This is a genomic window from Pseudomonas sp. SWI7, from assembly GCF_006351945.1.
GTDB lineage: Bacteria > Pseudomonadota > Gammaproteobacteria > Pseudomonadales > Pseudomonadaceae > Aquipseudomonas > Aquipseudomonas fulva.
The window spans coordinates 360,033-382,482 of sequence record NZ_CP040930.1; the positions used below are offsets into that span (position 1 = coordinate 360,033).

Annotated in this window: 19 protein-coding genes and 5 tRNA genes; 16 read left to right on the top strand and 8 right to left on the bottom strand. The window is 61.3% G+C overall.

All coding sequences use genetic code 11. From position 1 onward, the window contains the following. The first annotated feature begins 9 nt into the window (after nucleotides 1–9). The 3 genes from astB to astE are packed head-to-tail and all read left to right on the top strand — an operon-like array spanning nucleotide 10 to nucleotide 2,682. Nucleotides 10–1,359, top strand: a complete 1,350-nt coding sequence (gene astB / locus FH041_RS01700) for an N-succinylarginine dihydrolase (protein WP_027915918.1) — start codon at nucleotides 10–12, stop codon at nucleotides 1,357–1,359. A 13-nt stretch (nucleotides 1,360–1,372) separates the two neighbouring features. Then, nucleotides 1,373–1,663: a type IIA topoisomerase (DNA gyrase/topo II, topoisomerase IV), A subunit gene (locus FH041_RS01705; protein ID WP_023533754.1), complete on the top strand. Its 291-nt coding sequence runs from the start codon at nucleotides 1,373–1,375 to the stop codon at nucleotides 1,661–1,663. An 11-nt stretch (nucleotides 1,664–1,674) separates the two neighbouring features. Beyond that, nucleotides 1,675–2,682: a succinylglutamate desuccinylase gene (astE, locus tag FH041_RS01710; protein WP_027915919.1), complete on the top strand. Its 1,008-nt coding sequence runs from the start codon at nucleotides 1,675–1,677 to the stop codon at nucleotides 2,680–2,682. Between the two features lie 3 nt (nucleotides 2,683–2,685). Here the strand turns inward: astE and FH041_RS01715 are convergent, their stop codons facing one another. Then, entirely contained in the window at nucleotides 2,686–3,519 is an 834-nt protein-coding gene (locus FH041_RS01715; RefSeq protein WP_140174126.1) for a hypothetical protein, read from the bottom strand. Nucleotides 3,520–3,914: 395 nt separating this feature from the next. Here FH041_RS01715 and alaS point away from each other — a divergent pair, with 395 nt between their 5' ends. The 8 genes from alaS (at nucleotide 3,915) to mgtE (ending at nucleotide 10,739) form a co-directional block, all read left to right on the top strand. Then, nucleotides 3,915–6,539: an alanine--tRNA ligase gene (gene alaS, locus FH041_RS01720; RefSeq protein ID WP_027915921.1), complete on the top strand. Its 2,625-nt coding sequence runs from the start codon at nucleotides 3,915–3,917 to the stop codon at nucleotides 6,537–6,539. Nucleotides 6,540–6,657: 118 nt separating this feature from the next. Continuing rightward, nucleotides 6,658–7,893: an aspartate kinase gene (locus FH041_RS01725; RefSeq protein ID WP_023533761.1), complete on the top strand. Its 1,236-nt coding sequence runs from the start codon at nucleotides 6,658–6,660 to the stop codon at nucleotides 7,891–7,893. Nucleotides 7,894–8,060: 167 nt separating this feature from the next. After that, entirely contained in the window at nucleotides 8,061–8,249 is a 189-nt protein-coding gene (gene csrA / locus FH041_RS01730; protein ID WP_023533771.1) for a carbon storage regulator CsrA, read from the top strand. 72 nt (nucleotides 8,250–8,321) lie between these two features. Beyond that, nucleotides 8,322–8,412: transfer RNA gene (locus FH041_RS01735), tRNA-Ser, on the top strand. 106 nt (nucleotides 8,413–8,518) lie between these two features. Then, nucleotides 8,519–8,595, top strand: a tRNA-Arg gene (locus FH041_RS01740). 70 nt (nucleotides 8,596–8,665) lie between these two features. Next, nucleotides 8,666–8,742 (top strand) — tRNA-Arg (locus FH041_RS01745). 69 nt (nucleotides 8,743–8,811) lie between these two features. Next, nucleotides 8,812–8,888: transfer RNA gene (locus FH041_RS01750), tRNA-Arg, on the top strand. Between the two features lie 408 nt (nucleotides 8,889–9,296). After that, nucleotides 9,297–10,739 carry a magnesium transporter gene (gene mgtE, locus FH041_RS01755; RefSeq protein WP_023533822.1) on the top strand — a complete coding sequence of 481 codons (1,443 nt, stop codon included), beginning with the start codon at nucleotides 9,297–9,299 and terminating at the stop codon, nucleotides 10,737–10,739. 130 nt (nucleotides 10,740–10,869) lie between these two features. Here the strand turns inward: mgtE and FH041_RS01760 are convergent, their stop codons facing one another. Next, nucleotides 10,870–11,196: an Arc family DNA-binding protein gene (locus FH041_RS01760; protein WP_027915923.1), complete on the bottom strand. Its 327-nt coding sequence runs from the start codon at nucleotides 11,194–11,196 to the stop codon at nucleotides 10,870–10,872. A 343-nt stretch (nucleotides 11,197–11,539) separates the two neighbouring features. Between FH041_RS01760 and phnN the strand changes: the two genes are divergently transcribed. The 3 genes from phnN (at nucleotide 11,540) to FH041_RS01780 (ending at nucleotide 13,520) form a co-directional block, all read left to right on the top strand. Further along, nucleotides 11,540–12,133: a phosphonate metabolism protein/1,5-bisphosphokinase (PRPP-forming) PhnN gene (gene phnN, locus FH041_RS01770; protein WP_049695616.1), complete on the top strand. Its 594-nt coding sequence runs from the start codon at nucleotides 11,540–11,542 to the stop codon at nucleotides 12,131–12,133. A gap of 110 nt (nucleotides 12,134–12,243) precedes the next feature. Continuing rightward, nucleotides 12,244–12,320 (top strand) — tRNA-Arg (locus FH041_RS01775). 201 nt (nucleotides 12,321–12,521) lie between these two features. Beyond that, entirely contained in the window at nucleotides 12,522–13,520 is a 999-nt protein-coding gene (locus FH041_RS01780; RefSeq protein WP_028688021.1) for a diguanylate cyclase, read from the top strand. 27 nt (nucleotides 13,521–13,547) lie between these two features. Here FH041_RS01780 and lpdA read toward each other — a convergent pair whose 3' ends face one another. Genes lpdA through FH041_RS01800 form a run of 4 tightly spaced genes read right to left on the bottom strand, consistent with a single transcriptional unit; the run spans nucleotide 13,548 to nucleotide 18,494 of the window. Beyond that, nucleotides 13,548–14,927: a dihydrolipoyl dehydrogenase gene (gene lpdA, locus FH041_RS01785; RefSeq protein WP_059183742.1), complete on the bottom strand. Its 1,380-nt coding sequence runs from the start codon at nucleotides 14,925–14,927 to the stop codon at nucleotides 13,548–13,550. A gap of 2 nt (nucleotides 14,928–14,929) precedes the next feature. After that, entirely contained in the window at nucleotides 14,930–16,201 is a 1,272-nt protein-coding gene (locus FH041_RS01790; RefSeq protein ID WP_027915927.1) for a dihydrolipoamide acetyltransferase family protein, read from the bottom strand. Then, nucleotides 16,202–17,260, bottom strand: a complete 1,059-nt coding sequence (locus FH041_RS01795; RefSeq protein WP_027915928.1) for an alpha-ketoacid dehydrogenase subunit beta — start codon at nucleotides 17,258–17,260, stop codon at nucleotides 16,202–16,204. Nucleotide 17,261: 1 nt separating this feature from the next. Continuing rightward, nucleotides 17,262–18,494 carry a 3-methyl-2-oxobutanoate dehydrogenase (2-methylpropanoyl-transferring) subunit alpha gene (locus tag FH041_RS01800; RefSeq protein WP_027915929.1) on the bottom strand — a complete coding sequence of 411 codons (1,233 nt, stop codon included), beginning with the start codon at nucleotides 18,492–18,494 and terminating at the stop codon, nucleotides 17,262–17,264. 198 nt (nucleotides 18,495–18,692) lie between these two features. Here FH041_RS01800 and bkdR point away from each other — a divergent pair, with 198 nt between their 5' ends. Further along, a complete protein-coding gene (gene bkdR / locus FH041_RS01805) occupies nucleotides 18,693–19,178 on the top strand; it encodes a Bkd operon transcriptional regulator BkdR (RefSeq protein WP_023533792.1) in 486 nt (161 codons plus the stop codon). A 165-nt stretch (nucleotides 19,179–19,343) separates the two neighbouring features. Continuing rightward, a complete protein-coding gene (locus FH041_RS01810; protein ID WP_088523371.1) occupies nucleotides 19,344–20,681 on the top strand; it encodes an MFS transporter in 1,338 nt (445 codons plus the stop codon). A gap of 454 nt (nucleotides 20,682–21,135) precedes the next feature. Here FH041_RS01810 and FH041_RS01815 read toward each other — a convergent pair whose 3' ends face one another. Together FH041_RS01815 and FH041_RS01820 are read right to left on the bottom strand one after the other, a co-directional pair. Then, a complete protein-coding gene (locus FH041_RS01815; protein ID WP_027915931.1) occupies nucleotides 21,136–21,879 on the bottom strand; it encodes a flagellar brake protein in 744 nt (247 codons plus the stop codon). 79 nt (nucleotides 21,880–21,958) lie between these two features. Beyond that, nucleotides 21,959–22,426, bottom strand: coding sequence for a flagella synthesis protein FlgN (locus FH041_RS01820; RefSeq protein ID WP_027915932.1), 468 nt, complete (start codon nucleotides 22,424–22,426; stop codon nucleotides 21,959–21,961). Nucleotides 22,427–22,450: the final 24 nt, after the last annotated feature.

Genomic DNA, 22,450 nt, shown 5'->3' on the forward strand with positions numbered 1-22,450 from the left:
GCCTTGCCGATGAAAGCATACGAAGTGAATTTTGACGGCCTGGTGGGGCCCACCCACAACTACGGTGGCCTGTCCTACGGCAACGTGGCCTCTCAAAGTAACAGCCACCAGGGGTCCAACCCGCGCGAAGCGGCGCGCCAGGGGCTGGCGAAGATGAAGGCGCTGGCCGACCTTGGCTTCCAGCAAGGGGTGCTGGCGCCTCAGGAGCGCCCCGATGTGGCCGCACTGCGCCAGCTTGGCTTCGCCGGCACCGATGCCCAGGTGATCCAGCGCGCCGCACGGGAGGCCATGCCGTTGCTGGTGGCCAGTTGCTCAGCGTCGAGCATGTGGGTGGCCAACGCCGCGACAGTCAGCCCCAGCGCCGACACGGCCGATGGACGGGTGCACTTCACTGCCGCCAACCTCAACTGCAAATACCATCGCAGTATCGAGCACCCCACCACCAGCCGCGTGCTGGCAGCGATGTTCAGGGACGAGGCGCATTTCAGCCACCATCCCGCCTTGCCGGGCGTCGCCCAATTCGGCGATGAGGGCGCCGCGAACCACACGCGGTTCTGCCACGATTATGGGCAGGCTGGGGTCGAATTTTTCGTCTATGGCCGCAGTGCCTTCGACAACCGTTACCCCGCTCCGCAGAAGTACCCAGCCCGCCAGACCCTCGAGGCGTCCCAGGCCGTGGCCCGCCTGCACGGGCTCAGCGCCGACGCGGTGGTCTATGCTCAGCAGAACCCCGCTGTGATCGATCAAGGTGTGTTTCACAACGATGTGATCGCGGTCGGTAATGGGGAGGTGCTGTTCTACCATGAGGATGCGTTTCTCGACACCGAGGCCGTGCTCACCGAGCTTCGCATCAAGCTGGCCGCCAAGGGCGGTGAGTTGCAGGCCATTTGCGTGCCGCGTGCCACCGTATCGGTAGAAGATGCCGTGCGCTCCTACCTGTTCAATAGCCAGTTGCTCAGCCGCGACGATGGGTCGATGCTGCTGGTGGTGCCGGAAGAGTGCCGCAACAATGAGCGGGTCTGGGCGTATCTGCAGCAGCTTACCCGCCTGGGCACGGCGGTGCGGGAGGTGCAGGTGTTCGACCTCAAGCAGAGCATGCAAAACGGCGGCGGGCCGGCTTGCCTGCGCCTTCGCGTGGCCTTGAACGAAACGGAACTGGCGGCGGTGAACCAAGGCGTTATCATGAGCGCCCCGTTGTACGAGACACTGCTGCAGTGGGTCGATCGGCACTATCGCGACCGTCTGGTCGACGCTGACCTGGCCGATCCTCTGTTGTTGCAGGAGTGCCGTACGGCACTGGACGAATTGACCCAGATACTCAAGTTGGGCTCGGTATACCCGTTCCAACGCCAACCTTGAAGAGAGAATTGCAATGACCGACGCCCTGCGCCTGATCCTGGAAGATGAAGACGGCACTCAGCTGGAAACTTCGTGCACGCGCTTTGCCGTGATGTGGCAAGGCAAGGAAGTATGGATCCAGCAGGACGGCCGTGGCCAACTGTTGATCGGGGTGGATGTGGAGGAGGGCGATGCCGAGTATGCCAACCTGCTGCTGCGCCCCCTGGCGACCAACCTGGTCAGCCTGCAACTGGAAATGGAGCCGGCCGACGTGGGCGAAGACGACGACCACGTTCACGGCCCGGACTGCGGCCATCATCACTGAGGAAGCCCGCCATGCTCGCCCTTGGCAAACTGCTTGAGCTGACCCTCACCGGCCATGAACCGGCCGAGAAGACCCAAGTGACGTCCAGGGGCGTGCGCCTTCGCTGGCTGGGGCAGGGTGCCCTGGAAGTGAGCCCCAGCGCCGCTGACGACTGCGGCCTGGACCTGTTGCTGTCTGCAGGTATCCACGGCAACGAGACGGCCCCGATCGAGTTGCTCGAACGTTTGCTGCATGGCGTTGCGCGCGGGGATATCGTGCCCAGGGCGCGCGTGCTGTTCCTGTTCGGCAACCCGGCGGCCATCATCAAGGGTGAGCGGTTCATCGAACAGGACATCAACCGCCTGTTCAATGGCCGCCACGAGCAGTCCAGCGGGCCGGAGGCGTTGCGCGCTGCGGAGCTCGAACAGTTCGCACGGGTCTTCTTCAGCAAGCCTGGGCGTAGTCGCCTGCACTACGACCTGCACACGGCCATTCGAGGCTCCAGGATCGAGCAGTTCGCGCTGTATCCCTTCAAGCAAGGACGTGCGCATTCCCGGCGCGAACTGGCCCGCCTGGCAGCAGCGGGCATGGAGGCGGTACTGCTGCAGTGCAAGCCTTCAATCACGTTCAGTGCGTTTACCTACGAGCAGCTCGACGCCGAGGCCTTTACCCTTGAGCTGGGCAAGGCCCGCCCCTTTGGCCAGAACGACGCGGTGAATCTCGACAAGCTCGAAGCCCGGCTAGTGCGCATCCTTCAAGCCACCGAGCCCGATGACGACGTGTCGCTTGAGGGGTTGCAGTTGTTCAGCGTGGCGCGTGAGGTCATCAAGCACAGCGATGGTTTCCGCTTGCACCTGCCAGCAGACATCCAGAATTTCTCCCCGCTGAACAAGGGCTACCTGCTGGCCGATGACCTTGCCGGCGTGCGCTGGGTGATCGAAGAGGAGGGCGCACGGATCATCTTCCCCAACCCCAAGGTTCGCAATGGCCTCAGGGCGGGCATCATCGTGGTACCTGATGACGGTGAAAACCTGGCCTGAGCCCTAGATGTCGATATCCAGTGCCGGTACCAGTACGCTTAGGGTCAAGGCTTCGTATGCGTCCTGCAGCAGCCTGGCAAGTGCAGTCAGGCCGTCCAGGCCCTTGGCTTGGTAAGGGTCGTACAGTACAGCGGTGTAAGCACCGGGTAGCAAATGGGCGTATCTGGCTGGGATGACGCGGCTCAGGTCGAAGCCTGGTCCCTGCTGCGCCGGGCCTGCATGGCATTGCATGAGCACGATGTCGGGCACATCGGCATAGCCCTGGCGGGCAGCATCCAATGCCCTCTTCAACTCTGGGTAACCCGACAGCAGTGCGAGCTGCTCATACACCCGGTTCTGGAACTGCGGTGTGCCGTAGATGAACAGGTGGTCGATGGCAGTGGTTTCGAACCGCGCATCAGCGCTGGCATTGGCATCCACGCGCAGTGTGCCGTCGGCGTTATCGGCCAGCCCCGCTGGAATCTCCTGGCCACTGAACAGCAGATGCACACGCTGATCGGGTGTGGACCTGTTCAGTCTCAGCGGCACGCCGTCTATTTCCAGATCCAGGCCGCATTCCTGGTTCAGGCTAACGTTCACCGTATCGAGCCAGACCTGGACTTCATCGACGGTGCCTACCTTCACGTTGTCGTCGAATGCCTCGATCACCCTTCGTTGGATGTTGAGCTGGCCAGCCGAATAGAGTTTGTACAGCTCGTAATCAAAGTAGACGCGAGACCCCAGACGTTCTTCGCCGTCTGTAGTGTCGTAGGCTAACGCTTCGTCCAGTTCCCCGAAGCTCAAGCGCTCACTATTGTCGCCGCCGTCGATATTGACGGTTTGGGTTACTGCAGTCATGGGCATGATCTCCTGTTCAAGAGCATTCACGCTAAGGCTGCCGGGCTTGCTGGGTGCGGTAGTTATTTAGGCTTGGCCGACGCTGTATTCAATGAGCCGGTGATGCGCAGGGGTGCGTGGCTAATTCTGCCAGGACGCTGATTCCCGGGGCTCAGGCCGCCTGTCGGGGATACCGGTTGCAGGCAACGGTTTCAGGAGTTGCCAGTTGGGAAGCCGGGGATTTAGCATCAGGCGTGATGAATGATTGATGCGTTTGACGCTGCCAATAGCCGATTCGGCCATTTCAATAGCACAAACTCACTGCACCAAGCCTGCAGGCCCGATATAATGCGGCCCTTTGCCGTCGTTTCGTCGACGCTTTGCCCTGATGGGCCGCCGTTTCCGTGGAAGATCCTATGAAAAGCGCAGAAATCCGTGAAGCCTTCCTTCGCTTCTTCGAAGAACAGGGGCATACCCGAGTCGCGTCCAGTTCGCTGATTCCGAACAACGACCCGACCCTGTTGTTCACCAATGCCGGCATGAACCAGTTCAAGGACTGTTTCCTCGGAGCGGAGAAGCGCGCCTATACCCGTGCTGTCAGCAGCCAGAAGTGCGTGCGCGCCGGTGGCAAGCACAATGACCTGGAAAACGTCGGTTACACCGCACGTCACCATACCTTCTTCGAAATGCTGGGCAACTTCAGCTTCGGTGATTATTTCAAGCGCGACGCCATCACCTTCGCCTGGACCTTTCTGACGTCGGAGAAGTGGCTGAACCTGCCCAAGGACAAGCTCTGGGTCACGGTCTATGCCACCGACGACGAAGCCTACGATATCTGGACCAAGGAAGTGGGCGTGCCGGCCGAGCGCATGGTCCGCATCGGCGACAACAAGGGCGCACCCTACGCGTCGGACAACTTCTGGACCATGGGCGACACAGGCCCATGCGGGCCGTGCACCGAGATCTTCTATGACCACGGCGCAGACATCTGGGGTGGCCCGCCCGGGTCGCCCGAAGAAGACGGCGACCGTTACATCGAGATCTGGAACAACGTGTTCATGCAGTTCAACCGTACCGCCGACGGCGTGCTGCACCCGCTGCCGGCGCCGTCGGTCGATACCGGCATGGGCCTGGAGCGCATCAGCGCCGTGCTGCAGCACGTGCATTCGAACTACGAGATCGACCTGTTCCAGAACCTGCTGTCAGCGGCGGCCACGGCCATCGGTTGCACCAACGAGGGGCAGGCCTCGCTGAAAGTGGTGGCCGACCACATCCGCTCCTGCGGCTTCCTGATTGCCGACGGCGTGTTGCCTTCGAACGAAGGCCGTGGCTATGTGCTGCGCCGCATCATTCGTCGTGCTTGCCGTCACGGCAACAAGCTGGGCGCCAAGGGCAGCTTCTTCTACCAGATCGTCGCCGCGCTGGTCGCCGAGATGGGTGAAGCGTTCCCGGAGTTGGGTAGCCAGCAGGCGCACATCGAACGTGTGCTCAAGGCCGAAGAAGAACAGTTCGCCAAGACACTTGAGCAGGGTCTGCGGATTCTCGAGCAGGACCTGGCCCAGTTGCAGGGCAGCGTGGTGCCGGGCGATGTGGTGTTCAAGCTCTATGACACCTACGGCTTCCCCATGGACCTGACGGCCGACATCGCCCGTGAGCGCGAGCTCACCATCGACGAGGCCGGTTTCGAGCGTGAAATGGAAGCCCAGCGCGAACGTGCACGCTCTGCCAGCGCGTTCGGCATGGACTACAACAGCCTGGTCAAGGTCGACAGTGCGACCGAGTTCCTGGGTTATGAGGCCACCGAAGCCTCGGCCAGGATCATCGCGCTGTACCACGATGGCCAGCCTGTGGACCAACTGGGCGAAGGCCAGGAAGGTGTGATCGTGCTCGATCGCACCCCGTTCTACGCCGAGTCCGGTGGCCAGGTGGGCGACTCCGGTTACATCCAGGCAGGTTCGGCGCGCTTCGACGTGCGGGACACCACCAAGACCGGTGGCGCCTTCCTGCATCACGGTGTGGTCGCCACCGGTGCGCTGGTCATAGGCTCTCCGGTACAGACCAAGGTCGATGCCGACGTGCAGCACGCCACCGCCCTGAATCACTCGGCGACCCACCTGCTGCATGAAGCCTTGCGACAGGTGCTGGGCGAGCATGTGCAGCAGAAAGGCTCGCTGGTGGACAGCCAACGCCTGCGCTTCGACTTCAGCCACTTCGAAGCGGTGAAGCCTGAGCAACTGAAGGCGCTGGAAGACATCGTCAACCGCGAAGTGCGCCGCAACACGCCTGTGCAAACCGAGTTGACCGACATCGAGACGGCCAAAGCCAAGGGTGCCATGGCCCTGTTCGGCGAGAAATACGGCGATACGGTGCGCGTGCTGACCATGGGTGGCGACTTTTCGGTGGAGCTGTGCGGGGGCATTCATGCCAAGCGCACAGGCGACATCAGTGTCTTCAAGATCATCAGCGAAGGCGGCGTGGCGTCGGGCGTGCGTCGTATCGAGGCCGTGACCGGTGCCGCTGCGCTGGCATATTTGAACGCTGCCGAGGAGCAGGTCAAGGAAGCTGCGCAACTGGTCAAAGGTAACCGCGACAACCTGATCGACAAGCTGTCGGCTGTGCTCGAGCGCAACCGCCAGCTGGAGAAGCAGCTCGAGCAGCTGCAGGCCAAGGCCGCCAGTGCCGCCGGGGATGATCTCTCCAACGCGGCTGTGGCGGTCAAGGGTGCCAAGGTGCTTGCCGCCCGTGTAGACGGGCAGGATGGCAAGGCCTTGCTCGCCCTGGTCGATCAGCTTAAGAACAAGCTCGGCCATGCAGTGATCCTGCTGGGCAGCGAGCATGAGGGCAAGGTCGTGCTGGTGGCCGGCGTGACCAAAGACCTCTCCAGCCAACTCAAGGCTGGCGATCTGATGAAGCAAGCCGCTGCGGCAGTGGGTGGCAAGGGCGGCGGGCGTCCGGACATGGCGCAGGGTGGCGGCGTCGACGTCGCGGCCCTGGATCAGGCCCTGGCGCTGGCCGTGCCGTTCGCAGAGCAGGGACTTTGAGATGAAGGGCAGGGTGGCTTGAGCGCGATTGGCGTTCATGGCCCTGCTGGGGTGAGTTTTCCTGCCCTTCAGGTTGGATTGTTTTTTGGGGCCCTGTATGGGCTGAGGCACCATTGAAATGGCGTTGATCGTACAGAAATTTGGCGGCACCTCTGTCGGTTCCATCGAGCGGATCGAGCAGGTAGCCGACAAGGTCAAGAAGCACCGTGAGGCAGGCGACGACCTGGTGGTCGTGCTGTCTGCCATGAGCGGCGAAACCAACAGACTGATCGACCTGGCCAAGCAGATCAGCGAGCATCCGGTTCCGCGCGAACTGGATGTGATCGTGTCCACGGGCGAGCAGGTCACCATCGCGCTGTTGGCCATGGCATTGACCAAGCGCGGTGTACCTGCCGTGTCGTACACCGGCAACCAGGTGCGCATCCTGACCGACAGTGCGCACAACAAGGCGCGCATCCTGCAAATTGATGACCAGAAAATCCGCGCTGACCTCAAGGCCGGGCGCGTGGTAGTGGTGGCGGGCTTTCAGGGTGTGGATGAGCACGGCAATATCACCACCCTTGGCCGAGGTGGCTCCGACACTACGGGTGTTGCCCTGGCCGCTGCGCTCAAGGCGCAGGAATGCCAGATCTACACCGATGTCGATGGCGTCTATACCACTGACCCTCGCGTCGTGCCGCTGGCACGACGCCTGGAGAAGATCACCTTCGAAGAGATGCTGGAAATGGCCAGCCTCGGTTCAAAGGTGCTGCAGATCCGCTCGGTGGAATTCGCCGGCAAGTACAACGTCCCGCTGCGCGTGCTGCACAGCTTCAAGGAGGGTCCGGGTACCCTCATTACCATCGATGAAGAGGAATCCATGGAACAGCCGATCATTTCCGGTATCGCCTTCAACCGTGATGAAGCCAAGCTGACCATCCGCGGCGTACCGGACAATCCGGGCGTGGCGTTCAAGATTCTCGGCCCGATCAGTGCATCGAACATCGAAGTGGACATGATCGTGCAGAACGTGGCGCACGATAACACCACCGATTTCACCTTCACCGTACAGCACAACGAATACGAGAAGGCCCAGAGCGTGCTGCAGAACACCGCGCGCGAGATCGGTGCCCGCGAAGTGATCGGTGATACCAAGATCGCCAAGGTTTCCATCGTCGGTGTGGGCATGCGTTCGCACGCCGGCGTTGCAAGCCGCATGTTCGAAGCGCTGGCCAAAGAGAGCATCAACATCCAGATGATCTCCACTTCTGAGATCAAGGTATCGGTCGTGATCGAGGAGAAGTACCTGGAACTGGCGGTGCGCGCCCTGCACACCGCCTTCGAGCTCGACGCCCCGGCTCGACAGAGCGAGTAAGGCCCTGCCTGGGAGGGCGCGGCTTGCCGCGCCCTTCGCGTTTCTGCTCGTTGCGCAGGCTCCGTCCAGGCCTGTGTATTAAGCATTACAGCCCGTGTCGGCGTCCACGACTGGGCTGAAACCCCAAAAGACTGTTACCCCTGAATGTTTTGCGTAAGGAGAAAGCTATGTTGATTCTGACTCGTCGCTGTGCGGAGAGCCTGATCATTGGCGATGGCGAGATCACCGTGACGGTGCTCGGCGTCAAAGGCAACCAGGTACGTATCGGCGTCAGCGCGCCAAAAGAAGTGGCTGTTCACCGCGAGGAAATCTACCTGCGGATCAAGAACGAGAAGGACGAGGAGCCAAGCCTTTAATTCTTTTGAAGTTTTTTTCAAAAAAAGGGTTGCAGACGAGGAAGAACCTGTTTAATATTCGCCTCGTGTTGCGGTGAGGTGGCCGAGTGGCCGAAGGCGCTCCCCTGCTAAGGGAGTATACCTCATAAGGGTATCGGGGGTTCGAATCCCCCCTTCACCGCCATTATTCGCTTAGGTTGCTGTAAGTTGTAAGAACGCTAAGTAGTTGATTTTAAACGAAAAAGTTCTTGCAAAAATGTTTCAGCAACCTATAATGCGCGGCAAGACACGGACTCATAGCTCAGCTGGATAGAGTACTCGGCTACGAACCGAGCGGTCGCAGGTTCGAATCCTGCTGAGTCCGCCACTTTTGAAGTGGCTTTGTTATCAAGGCTGTTTCAAGAAACCAGTGGTAACCTGGTCTAAAACTACCAAACGGACTCATAGCTCAGCTGGATAGAGTACTCGGCTACGAACCGAGCGGTCGCAGGTTCGAATCCTGCTGAGTCCGCCACTTTCGAAGTGGTTTTGTTATCAAGGCTGCTTCAAAAACCAGTGGTAATCTGGTCTAAAACTACCTAACGGACTCATAGCTCAGCTGGATAGAGTACTCGGCTACGAACCGAGCGGTCGCAGGTTCGAATCCTGCTGAGTCCGCCATACCCAAACAGGAAGCCCGCTCATTGAGCGGGCTTTTTGTTTTTCCAGGGTTTGTACACCCAATCGCTTATACGCCCTACGCCCTACGCCCTACGTTTTACATACGGCTAAGGCGCTCTGTGCCTGCATGCCAAGCCCTTGGCAGGGCGCACACCCAGCTGGCGCAATGCCATTGCACCGATGGTTTCATGCGTTGTCAGAGCAATGACGCGCAAACGATTGTTATAGCCAAAAATTTAAGCGATCTGTCAGCTTGAGCAGTGTATGATTGCGCCCGTCAGCCCCGCCGGGGCTTGTGGATTACCACCATGGACTTACCCAGTAGTTACTCCCCAAACCGTTTCGTACAGATAGATCTAATCGATTGATTCCCCCGGCGTGCTCCGCGGCTGGGAGTGGAGTTCGCCTATGACTGAAGTAGAAGTAAAGAAAGCGCAAGAAAGCCTTCAGGACCGCCTGTCCCAGGTCGTTGACCTGCTTCAGCGCCAGCGCCTGGTCGAAGATGTCACCCACCGCCAGGAGGGTGCGCACAACGACCTGGTAGAAAACCTCGTCCACCGGCAGAATCTCGTCGAGTTGCAGCGCAAGCTCGATGACCTGCACCCCGCCGATATCGCCTACATCCTCGAAGCCTTGCCCCTCGAAGACCGCCTGACGGTCTGGCAGCTGGTGCGCTCGGATCGTGACGGCGACATTCTGCTTGAAGTGTCAGACGCCGTGCGCCAGTCGTTGATCGCCGACATGGACGATCACGAGCTGTTGGCCGCCGCCAAGGAAATGGACGCCGACGAGCTGGCCGACCTGGCACCTGAGTTGCCACGGGATGTGGTCCACGAGCTGATGGAAACTCTCGATGCCCAGCAACGCGAGCGCGTACGCTCTGCGCTGAGCTATGACGAGGAACAAGTCGGCGCGCTGATGGACTTCGAGATGGTGACCATCCGTGAAGACGTCAGCCTGGAAGTGGTATTGCGTTACCTGCGCCGTCTCAAGGAATTGCCCAACCACACCGACAAGCTGTTCGTGGTCGATCACGATGGCATTCTCAAGGGTGTGTTGCCGATCAAGCGCCTGCTGGTCAACGACCCGGACAAGCAAGTGGCCGACGTGATGGCCACCGATCCTGTGTCCTTCCACCCCGATGAAGACGCCTACGACGCAGCCCAGGCCTTCGAGCGCTATGACCTCGTATCGGCACCGGTCGTGGACAAGAGCGATCGGCTCATCGGTCGTCTGACCATCGACGAAATGGTCGACCTGATTCGCGAAGAGAGTGAGAGCGAAGTGCTAAACATGGCCGGTCTGCGCGAAGAAGAGGACATCTTCGCGTCGGTTTGGCGTTCGCTGCGCAACCGTTGGGCGTGGCTGGCCGTGAACCTGATCACCGCTTTCGTCGCATCCCGGGTGATCGGCTTGTTCGAAGGGTCCATCGAGAAGCTGGTTGCCCTGGCTGCGCTGATGCCGATCGTGGCGGGCATCGGTGGCAACTCCGGCAACCAGACCATCACCATGATTGTGCGCGCCATGGCCCTTGACCAGGTATCTCCCGGTAATACCTCGCGCCTGATGCGCAAAGAGCTGGCGGTGTCCTTGATCAACGGATTGATATGGGGTGGCGTCATCGGTGCCGTGGCCTTCTGGCTCTATGGCAGCTGGTCGCTGGGCCTGGTAATGACAGCCGCGATGACCTTGAACCTGCTGCTCGCGGCCCTGATGGGCGTGTTGATACCGATGACCTTGACGCGGCTGGGGCGCGACCCGGCAATGGGGTCGAGCGTGATGATCACCGCAGTCACCGACAGCGGCGGCTTCTTTATCTTCCTGGGGCTCGCCACGGTGTTCCTGCTCTAACGGCTCGGGGCGTTACGCCTTGCGTAACGCCTGGCCTGCCTGGGTGATAGATGGCAGATAAGCGGCTACCCCTTAAAACAAAAAAGCCAGCATCAGCTGGCTTTTTTGTGGGTGACAGCAAAGGTTTGCGTCAGGAAGCGTCGGCGGCCATTTCCACGTCATGGGCAATCAGGGCAACCAGCGCATTCTGCTGGCGATGGGAGAGCTGGCGGAAGCGTTGCAGCAGTTCGCGTTCGTGCAACGACAGTTCAGGGCTGTCCAGGCGCATGCTCAATTCCTCACCCAGGGCACCTTCCTGGATAAGGCTCTGCTCCAGGCGTGCAATGATCTCCGAGTTCATGCTGCGGTGGTGGTTGCGTGCTACCTCGGCGATGCGCTCACGCATCCCGTCTGGCAGGCGAACGACGAACTTGTCAGCAGTGCGGCTCGAATAAATAGCCTGTTTCATTGGGCGCATATAAATTGACCAGATTTTGGTTCAGGGGAAGCGGTTCTCAAATTGGCCGCGCGGGGTGGAAATACGACCGCCTTATCGCCAAAATGTTCAACCGGTTGTGCAGATGGACGCTCATCTTGCCTAAATGCTGCCGTTTCCTTGGCGTCAATTCTGTGACAAATAGTGATCTTCATAAAGGCTTTATGCCAGTACCAATTATCAGAAATGAGCACTGGTTAAAATTTTCCCATGTCCAATAGCGGCCTCACGTCAGACGTATCCCCGCGAATCCTGCAAAAAACCTGAAACCTGCGCCGAAAGTAGCGTCAAACGCACAGGTTCTTAACCAGAGAGCATAGTGGCAATGCACCATGATGCAAGCTGCGTTTCGCCGCCTAGAGGCAAGCTGATTCTGTTGATCGGACCGTCTGGCGCGGGCAAAGACTCATTGATCGACGCTGCCCGACCGCAGCTGGCGGCAGCGCGTGTCGAAATCGCCCGTCGAGTCATCACACGCTCGCCTGAGGCCAAAGGGGAGGCCGCAGTAGGCGTCGATGCCGAGCAGTTCGAACGGATGAAGCTGCAAGGCGCATTCGCCATGCATTGGCAGGCCAATGGGTTGCAGTACGGTATCCCCCGGCAGATAGACGAGTGGCTAGCGCAGGGCAGGTCGGTGCTGGTAAACGGCTCGCGCGGTCACCTGGCTCAGGCGCGTATCCGCTACCCTGACTTGCTGGCCATCCGTGTGGACGTCAGTCTCGATATCCTGCGTCAACGCCTGCAGGCCCGCGGCCGGGAGACTCAAGCCGAGATCGACCAGCGCCTGGCTCGGCATGTCAGCTTGAGTGATGCGGCCGACGATGGCGTACGAACGGTGGACAACTCGACTACGCTGTCCACGGCAGTGGAGGCCTTGCTGGGCGTGTTGCGAGAAGAGGGCGTTATCCAGGCTAACTAGGGCTGCGGAAAAGGATTACGCTCAAATGGCACTCCAACACATGACAAACGGCGACACGCTGGTTAACATGCACGCCGTCCCGCTGAGCAGCGCCTGCTGCCAGTTGTTGTGTCTCAGTAGCTCAATTGGATAGAGCATCCCCCTCCTAAGGGGAAGGTTGCAGGTTCAAATCCTGCCTGGGACGCCATTTCTCCCCAGTGCCTCCAGCACTCCGTTCTCCTGCGCCAATCGCCCGTTACAAATCTACGCCTTAAGACGTATTTCAGCCCTACGCCCGTACCCCTATGCTTGCCCCGTCAAAGGCCACCCTCACTGGGCGCGCGCCGTCTCTGTCCACCTTCAGCAGCCCTTGGACTGGGGCGCAGTTGCTGGTTATCCAGGAGTTTGCATGAACCAGCACGTCACCCCCGTGCCCACGGGCTTTACCCAGGAGCAGCTGCACACGCTCTATGACCTGATCAGCGACGGTATTTGGGACTGGGATGCCAACACGGGTTATGTCTATCGCAATCCTGGCTGGTACCTCATGCTTGGCTATGGGCCTCACTCGCAGGAAAACTCGGTATTGACCTGGGAGCGGTTGATCCACCCCGACGATTTCCAGCGTGTCATGGCCCACTTCGATGCCTACATCCATCAGCGCAACGAGCGTTACCTGGTCGAGTACCGGTGCCGCTGCGCCGACGGCAGCTACCTGTGGGTCGAGGACAGTGGGTACGTCATTGCACGCAATCCGGACGGCTCGGTGGCACGCATGCTGGGTGCCCATCGCAACATCGACAGCGGCAAGCGGCAACTGGCGCAGCTTGAGCGGCGCAACCAATCGCTGGAATGCCTGGTCGCCGAGCGCACGCGCGAATTGTCCTGGGTGAACGAGCAGCTCCAGCGCCAACTGGACGAAAACCGCGAGCTTGCCGAGCGTGATTCCCTGACGCGCATCGCCAACCGCTATCGGTTGGAGAATGTGCTCAAGCAGGAGTGCGAGCGGGCTCAGCGCTTTCGCCAGCCGCTGTCGATCATCGCCATGGACATGGATGACTTCAAGCCTATCAACGACCAATACGGCCATGCGCAGGGGGACGCCGCCTTGGTTCGCGTAGCCGAGGCATTGCGCTCACGCCAGCGCACTACCGACTTGCTGGCGCGTTGGGGGGGTGATGAATTTGTCCTGGTCCTGGCCCAGACGAGCCTGGAGCAAGCCTGCGCCTGCGCCGAACAACTGCGCGAGGTGGTAGCGCAGTTGGAGCCCATTGGCGAGTGTCGATTGACCTTGAGCTACGGCGTGGTGCAGTGGCGCGAAGACGACGACCCGCACAGTCTGCTGGCGCGCGCCGATCAGGCGCTTTACCGGGCAAAGGGCGCAGGCAAGAACGCCGTCGCCCAATGACCTGGCTGACCCAGGCTGCGGCAAGGGTCAGATGTGCAGTGCGTGGCCCAGCGCGCGCAGGGCGGCCTCCTGGACCGCCTCGCCCAGGGTTGGGTGGGCATGAATCGTGCCTGCCACATCTTCCAGCCGCGCGCCCATTTCCAATGACTGGGCAAAGGCAGTGGACAGTTCGGAGACAGCCACGCCTACCGCTTGCCAACCCAGCACGAGGTGGTTGTCGCGGCGTGCCACCACCCGCACAAACCCCGTCTTGGACTCCAGGCTCATGGCCCGCCCGTTGGCGGCAAAGGGGAATTGCGCCACGATGCAGTCCAGCCCTTGCGCCACCGCCTGATCAGGGGTCAGGCCAGCGACGACCACTTCCGGGTCGGTGAAGCACACCGCAGCGATCGCAGCCGGCTCGAAGCGACGTGGCTTGCCAGCGATGCGTTCGGCGACCATTTCGCCTTGGGCCATCGCCCGGTGCGCCAGCATCGGCTCGCCCGCCACGTCACCAATGGCCCACACGTTGCGCATGCTGGTCTGGCACTGCGCGTCGATGGCAATCGCCGCGCCATTCATGCGCAGGTCCAGGCATTCGAGGTTAAAACCTTGGGTGCGCGGGCGCCTGCCGGCCGCTACCAGTACCCTGTCGGCATCAAGGCGCAGGGGCGAGCCTTCGCTATTGCGGGCCACCAGCGTGCCTTGCTCATAGCCTTCCACCTTGTGGTCGAGGTAAACGGCGATGCCGAGCTTTTTCAGCGACTCGGCCACGGGGGCGGTGAGCTCGGCGTCGTAGGTGGGCAACACCCGTTCGCGGGCCTCCACCACACTCACCTGCGCACCCAGCTTGCGGTACGCAGTGCCCAGTTCCAAACCGATGTATCCGCCACCGACCACCACCAAATGGCGCGGCACCGTAGTGGGCGTCAGTGCCTCGGTCGATGAAATGACGGCGTCCCCCAGCGGCAGCATGGGCAGCTCAATGCTGCTCGAGCCCGTGGCCAGCAACAGGTGCTCGCAGCGGATGCGCTGGTCGTCGACCTCCACGTGCTTGCCGTCGAGCAACTTCGCCCAGCCCTGGATGACCTTGACCCCGTGCTTTTTCAGCAGGGCGGCTACACCGGTGGTCAGCCGGTCGACGATACCGTCTTTCCATGCAACGCTCTGATGAATGTCCAGCTCGGGGGAGGCTACGCGGATGCCAAGTTGGGAGCCCTCGGCAAACCGGGTGACTTGATGGAACTGCTCGGCTACATGAATCAAGGCTTTTGACGGAATGCAGCCGATGTTCAGGCACGTTCCGCCCAGCGCTTGCCCTTCGACCAGGACCGTAGGTATGCCCAGCTGGCTGGCGCGGATGGCGGCCACATAGCCGCCGGGGCCGCCGCCGATGATCAGCAGCGTGGTTTCGATGATCGGTTGCATGCTCACTCCACAAACAGGCAGGCGGGTTGTTCCAGCAGGCTTCGCACGGCCTGGATGAACAGCGCGGCGTCCATGCCATCGACCACACGGTGGTCGAACGAGCTGGACAGGTTCATCATCTTGCGCACCACGATCTGGCCGTCGATGACCACGGGCCGCTCGACCATGCGGTTGACGCCCACGATGGCCACTTCCGGAGTGTTGACCACTGGCGTGCTGACGATGCCGCCCAGTGCGCCGAGGCTGGTCAGGGTGATGGTCGAACCCGACAGTTCTTCGCGGCTGGCCTTGTTGGTGCGAGCGGCATTGGCCACACGGGCGATTTCCGCTGCATTGGCCCACAGGTTGCCTGCCTCGGCATGGCGCAGCACCGGCACCATCAGGCCGTTGTCCCCTTGGGTCGCGATGCCGACGTGCACCGCGCCATGGCGGGTGATGACCTGTGCTTCGTCATCGTACGTAGCGTTGATCTGTGGAAAATCACGCAGTGCCACGACCAGCGCACGGACCAGGAACGGCAGCAGGGTGAGCTTGCCGCGGTCTTGGCCGTGCTTGCCGTTGAGCTGCTGGCGCAGCGCTTCGAGAGCAGTGACGTCGATTTCTTCGACGTAGCTGAAGTGGGCCACGCGCCGTTTGGCGTCCTGCATGCGCTGGGCGATCTTGCGCCGCAAGCCGATTACCGGGACTTGCTCGCTGTCGGTGCGCTTGCCGTAGCCGCTTGGCGCTTGCTCACCGGTGCGTTGGGGCTGGCTGAGGAAGGCATCGAGGTCTTCATGCAGGATGCGCCCGGCAGGGCCGCTCCCATGCACATAACGCAGCTCGATGCCGGCATCCAGCGCGCGTTTGCGCACCGCGGGCGAGGCGAGGGGTTTGTCGCTGGCCTGGCGGGGCGCCAGCGGTGCGGCCGGGCGGTTGGCCGGGGGCGTCAGCGTGGCCTGCGCGGGTTGTTCCTGTGCAGCCTGCTTGGGGGCTTCGCTGGCAGGTGGTGTTTCGGCGGCCTTGGCCTGCGGGGCGTCCACATGGTTGCCGTTGCCCTCGACCTCGATGCGGATCAGCTCGCTGCCAACCGACATCACTTCACCAGGCTGGCCGCCCAGGGCCATAACCTTGCCACTGACCGGGGAGGGGATCTCCACCGTGGCCTTGTCGGTCATGACATCGGCCACGACCTGATCCTCGGCGATCAGGTCGCCCACCTTGACGAACCACTCGACCAACTCAACCTGCGCGATGCCTTCGCCAATGTCCGGCATCTTGATGACATGCGTGCCCATTCAGACCTCCATGACCTTTTTCAATGCCGCACCCACCCGCGATGGCCCTGGGAAATACGCCCACTCCTGTGCATGGGGGTAGGGCGTGTCCCAACCGGTTACGCGTTCGATGGGCGCCTCCAGGTGATGGAAGCAGTGCTCTTGCACCAGCGCGACCAGTTCGGCGCCGAACCCGCAGGTTCGCGTGGCCTCATGTACCACCACGCAGCGGCCGGTCTTCTGCACCGAGGCGACGATGGTTTCCAGGTCCAGCGGCCACAGGCTGCGCAGGTCGATCACCTCGGCATCGACGCCTGTCTCTTCGGCCGCGACCTGGGCGACATAGACCGTCGTGCCATAGGTGAGGACCGTGACGTCGTTGCCGGGCCGGGTTACCACTGCCTTGTCCAGGGGCACGGTGTAGTAACCGTCGGGCACGGCGCTTTGGGGATGCTTGGACCATGGCGTCACAGGACGGTCGTGGTGGCCATCGAAGGGGCCGTTGTACAGGCGCTTGGGCTCAAGGAAGATGACCGGGTCATCGCACTCGATCGAGGCAATGAGCAGCCCCTTGGCGTCATAGGGGTTGGACGGCATGACGGTGCGCAGCCCGCACACCTGGGTGAACATCGCTTCCGGGCTCTGGCTGTGGGTCTGGCCACCATAAATGCCCCCGCCACATGGCATGCGCAGGGTCAGCGGCGAGATGAACTCGCCAGCAGAGCGGTAACGCAGCCGCGCCATTTCCGACACGATCTGGTCCGAGGCTGGATAGAAATAATCGGCGAACTGAATCTCCACCACCGGCCGCAAGCCGTAGGCACCCATGCCCACCGCCGTGCCGACGATGCCGCTTTCGGAAATCGGGGCATCGAACACCCGCGATTTGCCGTACTTGTTCTGCAGGCCCTCGGTGCATCGGAAGACGCCGCCGAAGTAACCGACGTCCTGGCCATACACGACCACGTTATCGTCGCGCTCGAGCATGATGTCCATGGCCGAGCGCAGGGCCTGGATCATGGTCATGGTGGTGGTGGCCATGGCGGTTTCCGGGTTGATGCTGTTGTTGTGATCGTTCATTTCAGACCCCCAGTTCCTGACGTTGGCGACGCAGGTGGTCCGGCATTTCCTTGTACACGTCCTCGAACATCGAAGCGGCACTGGGGATGTGTCCGTTGGCAAGGGTGCCGTACTGCTCGGCTTCCTTCTGCGCGGCGATCACGGCAGCCTCGAATTCGGCCGTGGTCGCCTGATGTTCTTCTTCGGACCAGTGGCCGATCTTGACCAGGTGCTGCTTCAGGCGAGCGATCGGATCGCCCAGCGGGAAGTGGCTCCAATCGTCCGCAGGGCGGTACTTGGACGGATCATCGGACGTGGAATGCGGGCCAGCACGGTAGGTGACCCACTCGATCAGGCTGGGGCCGAGGCCGCGGCGTGCGCGTTCGGCTGCCCAGCGCGAGGCCGCGTAGACGGCCACGAAGTCGTTGCCGTCCACGCGCAACGAGGCGATGCCACAGCCCACGCCGCGGCCGGCGAAGGTGGTGGACTCGCCGCCAGCGATGGCCTGGAACGTGGAAATCGCCCACTGGTTGTTGACCACGTTGAGGATGACTGGGGCGCGGTAGACGTGGGCGAAGGTAAGGGCGGTGTGGAAGTCCGATTCGGCGGTGGCACCATCGCCGATCCAGGCCGAGGCGATCTTGGTATCGCCCTTGATGGCCGAGGCCATGGCCCAGCCCACCGCTTGCACGAATTGGGTCGCCAGGTTGCCGCTGATGGTGAAAAAGCCAGCCTCGCGTACCGAATACATGATTGGCAACTGGCGGCCCTTGAGCGGATCACGCTCGTTGGAGAGCAGTTGGCAGATCATGTCCACCAGCGAAACGTCACGGGCGATCAGGATGCTTTGCTGGCGATAGGTCGGAAAGCACATGTCGGTGCGGTTCAGCGCCAGTGCCTGGGCACTGCCGATGGCTTCTTCGCCCAGGCTCTGCATGTAGAAGGACATCTTCTTCTGGCGCTGGGCGACGACCATGCGGCTGTCGAAGATCCGGGTCTTGAGCATGGCGCGCATGCCCTGACGCAGTACCTGGGGGTCAATGTCCTCGGCCCAGGGGCCTTGGGCATTGCCCTGTTCATCCAGCACGCGCACCAGGCTGCCGGACAAGTCGGCGGTATCGGCGGCTTCTACGTCGATGGGCGGTTTACGGACCTGGCCGGCGTCATTCAGGCGCAGGTAGGAAAAATCGGTCTGGCAGCCTGGCCGGCCGGTAGGCTCGGGCACATGCAGGCGCAGGGGGGCGTACTCGTTCATGCTGTTTACGCTCGCTCGGGTATTTGTTTTTGTGAGCTTTGAAGCGGTCGCTGCTGAGTGCCGGCTCGTGACCAGCAGGTCAGCGTTAACTACATGTTAGTTGCCTCGGCGCAGAATATTTCTCTCTAGTTGATTGCCTTTGGCGAGCAGGCCAGATAAACATTTCGCATAAACACAAAAAACCGGTGATTTTGTCTCATGCGCAAACTCGATCGTACCGATATCGGCATTCTCAACAGCCTTCAGGAAAACGCCCGCATTACCAACGCCGAGCTGGCACGTTCGGTCAACCTGTCGCCTACGCCCTGTTTCAATCGGGTGCGGGCCATGGAGGAGCTTGGCGTCATTCGCCAGCAGGTCACGCTGTTGTCGCCCGAGGTGCTGGGGCTGGATGTGAATGTATTCATTCATGTGAGCCTGGAAAAACAGATAGAGCAGGCATTGCACCGCTTCGAGGAAGAGATCGCCGAACGGCCCGAGGTCATGGAGTGCTACCTGATGACTGGCGACCCGGACTACCTGCTGCGTGTGCTACTGCCCAGCATTCAGGCACTGGAGCGGTTTCTGGATTACCTGACCCGCCTGCCGGGCGTTGCCAACATTCGTTCCAGCTTCGCGCTCAAGCAGGTGCGCTACAAGACAGCCCTGCCGTTACCGGCAAACGGTATGACCTTGCGCGAATGACTGCTGTCCAAGTTCGTCGGTGCCCTGTGGCGTGGCCTGCCCCGTCTATCACCTGGCCACGGACGAGGGACTATTCGATTTTGCAGCACGGGGCCTGCAACGCCTGTCGTAAGCCTTTATTCTGCACGTACCACTGCCAGCTCAACCCAGGAGCCGAAGGGATTTATGCGCACTATCTGGAAGCCGTTTCAGTCGTTGTATTTCGCTGCATTGATGATGTTGATCGGCTCGGGCCTGCTCAGTACCTACCTGGCGCTGCGCCTGGCTGCCGACAACGTCGATAGCCTGTGGGTCGGTGCCTTGATGGCGGCCAACTACTTCGGCCTTGCCGTGGGCGGCAAGGTCGGCCACCGGCTCATCGGCCGAGTAGGGCATATACGCGCCTATGCCACCTGCGCCGGGATCGTCGGCGCCGCCGTGCTTGGGCATGGCCTGACCAACTGGCTGCCGGCCTGGGTCGGGCTGCGGATGATCGTGGGCCTGGGCATGATGTGTCAGTACATGGTCATCGAAAGCTGGCTCAACGAGCAGGCGGACGTGAAGTACCGGGGCGCGGTATTCAGTGGGTACATGATCGCGTCCTACCTGGGCCTGGTGTTGGGTCAGCTGATACTGGTGGTGCACCCTGAGCTGGGGCTTGAGCTGCTGATGCTGGTCGCGATGTGCTTCGCCTTGTGCCTGGTGCCAGTGGCCATGACCCGCCGCATCCACCCTGCGCCGCTGCGTCCGGCCCCCATGGAGCCGAAGTTCTTCATCAAGCGCGTACCGCAGTCGCTCAGTACCGTACTGGGTTCGGGTTTGATCGTCGGGTCGTTCTACGGCCTTGCTCCGCTGTATGCCGCCAGCCAGGGCCTGAGCACCGAGCAGATCGGTCTGTTCATGGGCTGCTGCATCTTCGCAGGGCTGGTGGTTCAGTGGCCGCTGGGCTGGTTGTCGGACCGTTACGACCGTGCGGTACTGATTCGCAGTGTCGCAGTGGGGCTGGCTGTGACCGCCGCGCCGCTGGCGATCCTGCCCGACGTGCCGCTGGAGTTGCTGTTCGCCATGGGCTTTGTGGTGTCGCTGTTGCAGTTCAGCCTGTACCCGCTGGCCGTGGCTTTTTCCAACGACCACGTGGAGAGCGAGCGCCGCGTTTCGCTGACTGCCATGTTGTTGGTGACTTACGGCGTGGGGGCGTGCATCGGCCCACTGGCTGCTGGCGTGCTGATGAAAGTGCTGGGGGTGCAGATGTTGTACGCCTTCTTCGTATTCTTTGCCCTGGTGCTGGTCTGGCGCATCCGTCCAAAAGCCGTTACTGGCCTGCACCAGGTCCAGGATGCCCCTCTGGGCCACGTCGCCATGCCCGCCGCCGGCTCGCCTCTGTCGGCAGCGCTGGACCCACGTGTGGATGAGCAGACCGTGCAGGATGTGATGCAGACACCGGTAGCGGCCGAGGATACGGAGGAGACCGAGAAAGACAGCGAGTCGCCGCAGGAGGAGCTTCAGGGGGACAAGCCGGTTTGAATGTGGGGGAAGTTTGGGACAGCTGCTTGAGCATGAAATCAGAGACATGCGCTGTTGCTGTTGCTGTTGCTGCTTCTAAGCGCGCGGTAGCCCAGGCGCCGCAGATCGCGACTTCAGGAGGCCGAGCGCAGGGCTTGCGCAGGGAGGTGACAGGCATGGATGCCTGTCAAGCGCTGGGCCCCAGGATGGGGCCTGCAGCGCGGTCCTCCCGGAGCAAGCCCGGAGCGAGGGAACCCCGGAGCGCAGCGCAGGGGCCGTATGATAGGAGCAGGCGGTTTTTGCTTACTTTTTGACAAGACAAAAAGTGAGCCGCCGTAAGGGCGGAAGGGTGACTGCGCGCCACCCTCGCCAATGAATACCTACACTGTTTTAAGCGCCCATACCCACGCTTTAAAACTCAGTGATAGCACCCAAACTGCTGAAAGGCCGCGGGGGCCAAACCGCCAGCTGCAAATCAATAATCGTCCTTATCAAACCGCCGCGCCTCACGCTGCAGCTGATAGACAAAACTCTCCACCTTGCGCTGGGCAGGCCCACTGAGGTTATGAAAACGAACCCCAGCAAACGTGGTATTGATGCGCTCTTCATAATGCAGATGGCGCAGCTCGACCATGGTATCCACCAACCCAAGCGGTGCGCCGGCCTTGAAGCGTTCATAGACCTGACCCAGCTGCAGGCGATCCTCGACATTACCGTCAAAGCGCAGCTTGCACCCGGTAGCTGACACATCCAGCAACTTGCCACGCAAGGCACCATTGCCCTTGAGGTGCGTGCCATCAAGCATGATGTCCACCAGCTGCGACAGCTTCAGCGCGGCACGAAATGCGTTGCGGCGCTGGTGGTAGGTCATCTCCAGTGGCAGGCCGCCGCGATAGCAGCGATGGCCGTCCACTTCGCTGATGCGCAAGCCGTGGGTGCATTCCCAGGCGATGCGCACACCATCATGAAAGCCTTCCACCCGGAAATGCTCGCCGTTTTCGATGAATTTCTCACCGTCGCGGGGGATCAGCTCGTCAAGCGCCAGCACATTGTTTTCCCGATCGACGTCCACCACGTAACTCTGGAAGCGATGGCCTCGGTCATGGAAGGTGATGATCAGGGGGTCGTGACTTTCCTGGAGCTGCCGTAAATTGGCCGCAATTTCCAAGGGTGTGCTCAGCACCTTGGGCGGTTGCGGGGCATCGGATTCATTGAACACGGCTTGACGTTCTCCAGGCAAAAGCGACACAGGCAATTAACAGCATTTTGCCAGTATGTGCCGTGCCTTGATAGGGAAATCACACTTGGCTGAGGGCGCGCGGCTTGGTCAGGGGCGAGGTGCTGCCGCGGCTGTTGTAGAGCGAGGGTGAGTCACCGCCCATGAGAATGCGTACCTGGTTGTTGGTGACCTGTTGCTGAACCTGAATGATACGGCCGTTGGTCAAGTTGACCTGCTGACATTCATCCATCAGCTGCGCCAGCGTATCGAGTCGCTCCAGCATCACGTCACCGTGCGGCGATTGCGCCGCCACCGCCTGTACGCCGGCGCGGTCTGCGCTCAGGCCCAGGTCGGTCAGCAACTGGCCACGGCGCTGGCCGTGTTGTTCGAGCAGGATGATCAGTGACTGTTTGCGCGCCAGGATCTGCTCGAGCAACTGCATGTCGCGACCGTGCAGCGCGACGGCCTCGTTCTGCAGCAGCTCGAGCAGCTCCTGCATGGGGGCGATGTCTTGTTCGATCAGTTGCAGCAGCGTGGTGTCATGCATGGCTAACTCCCGGTTTTCAAGCGT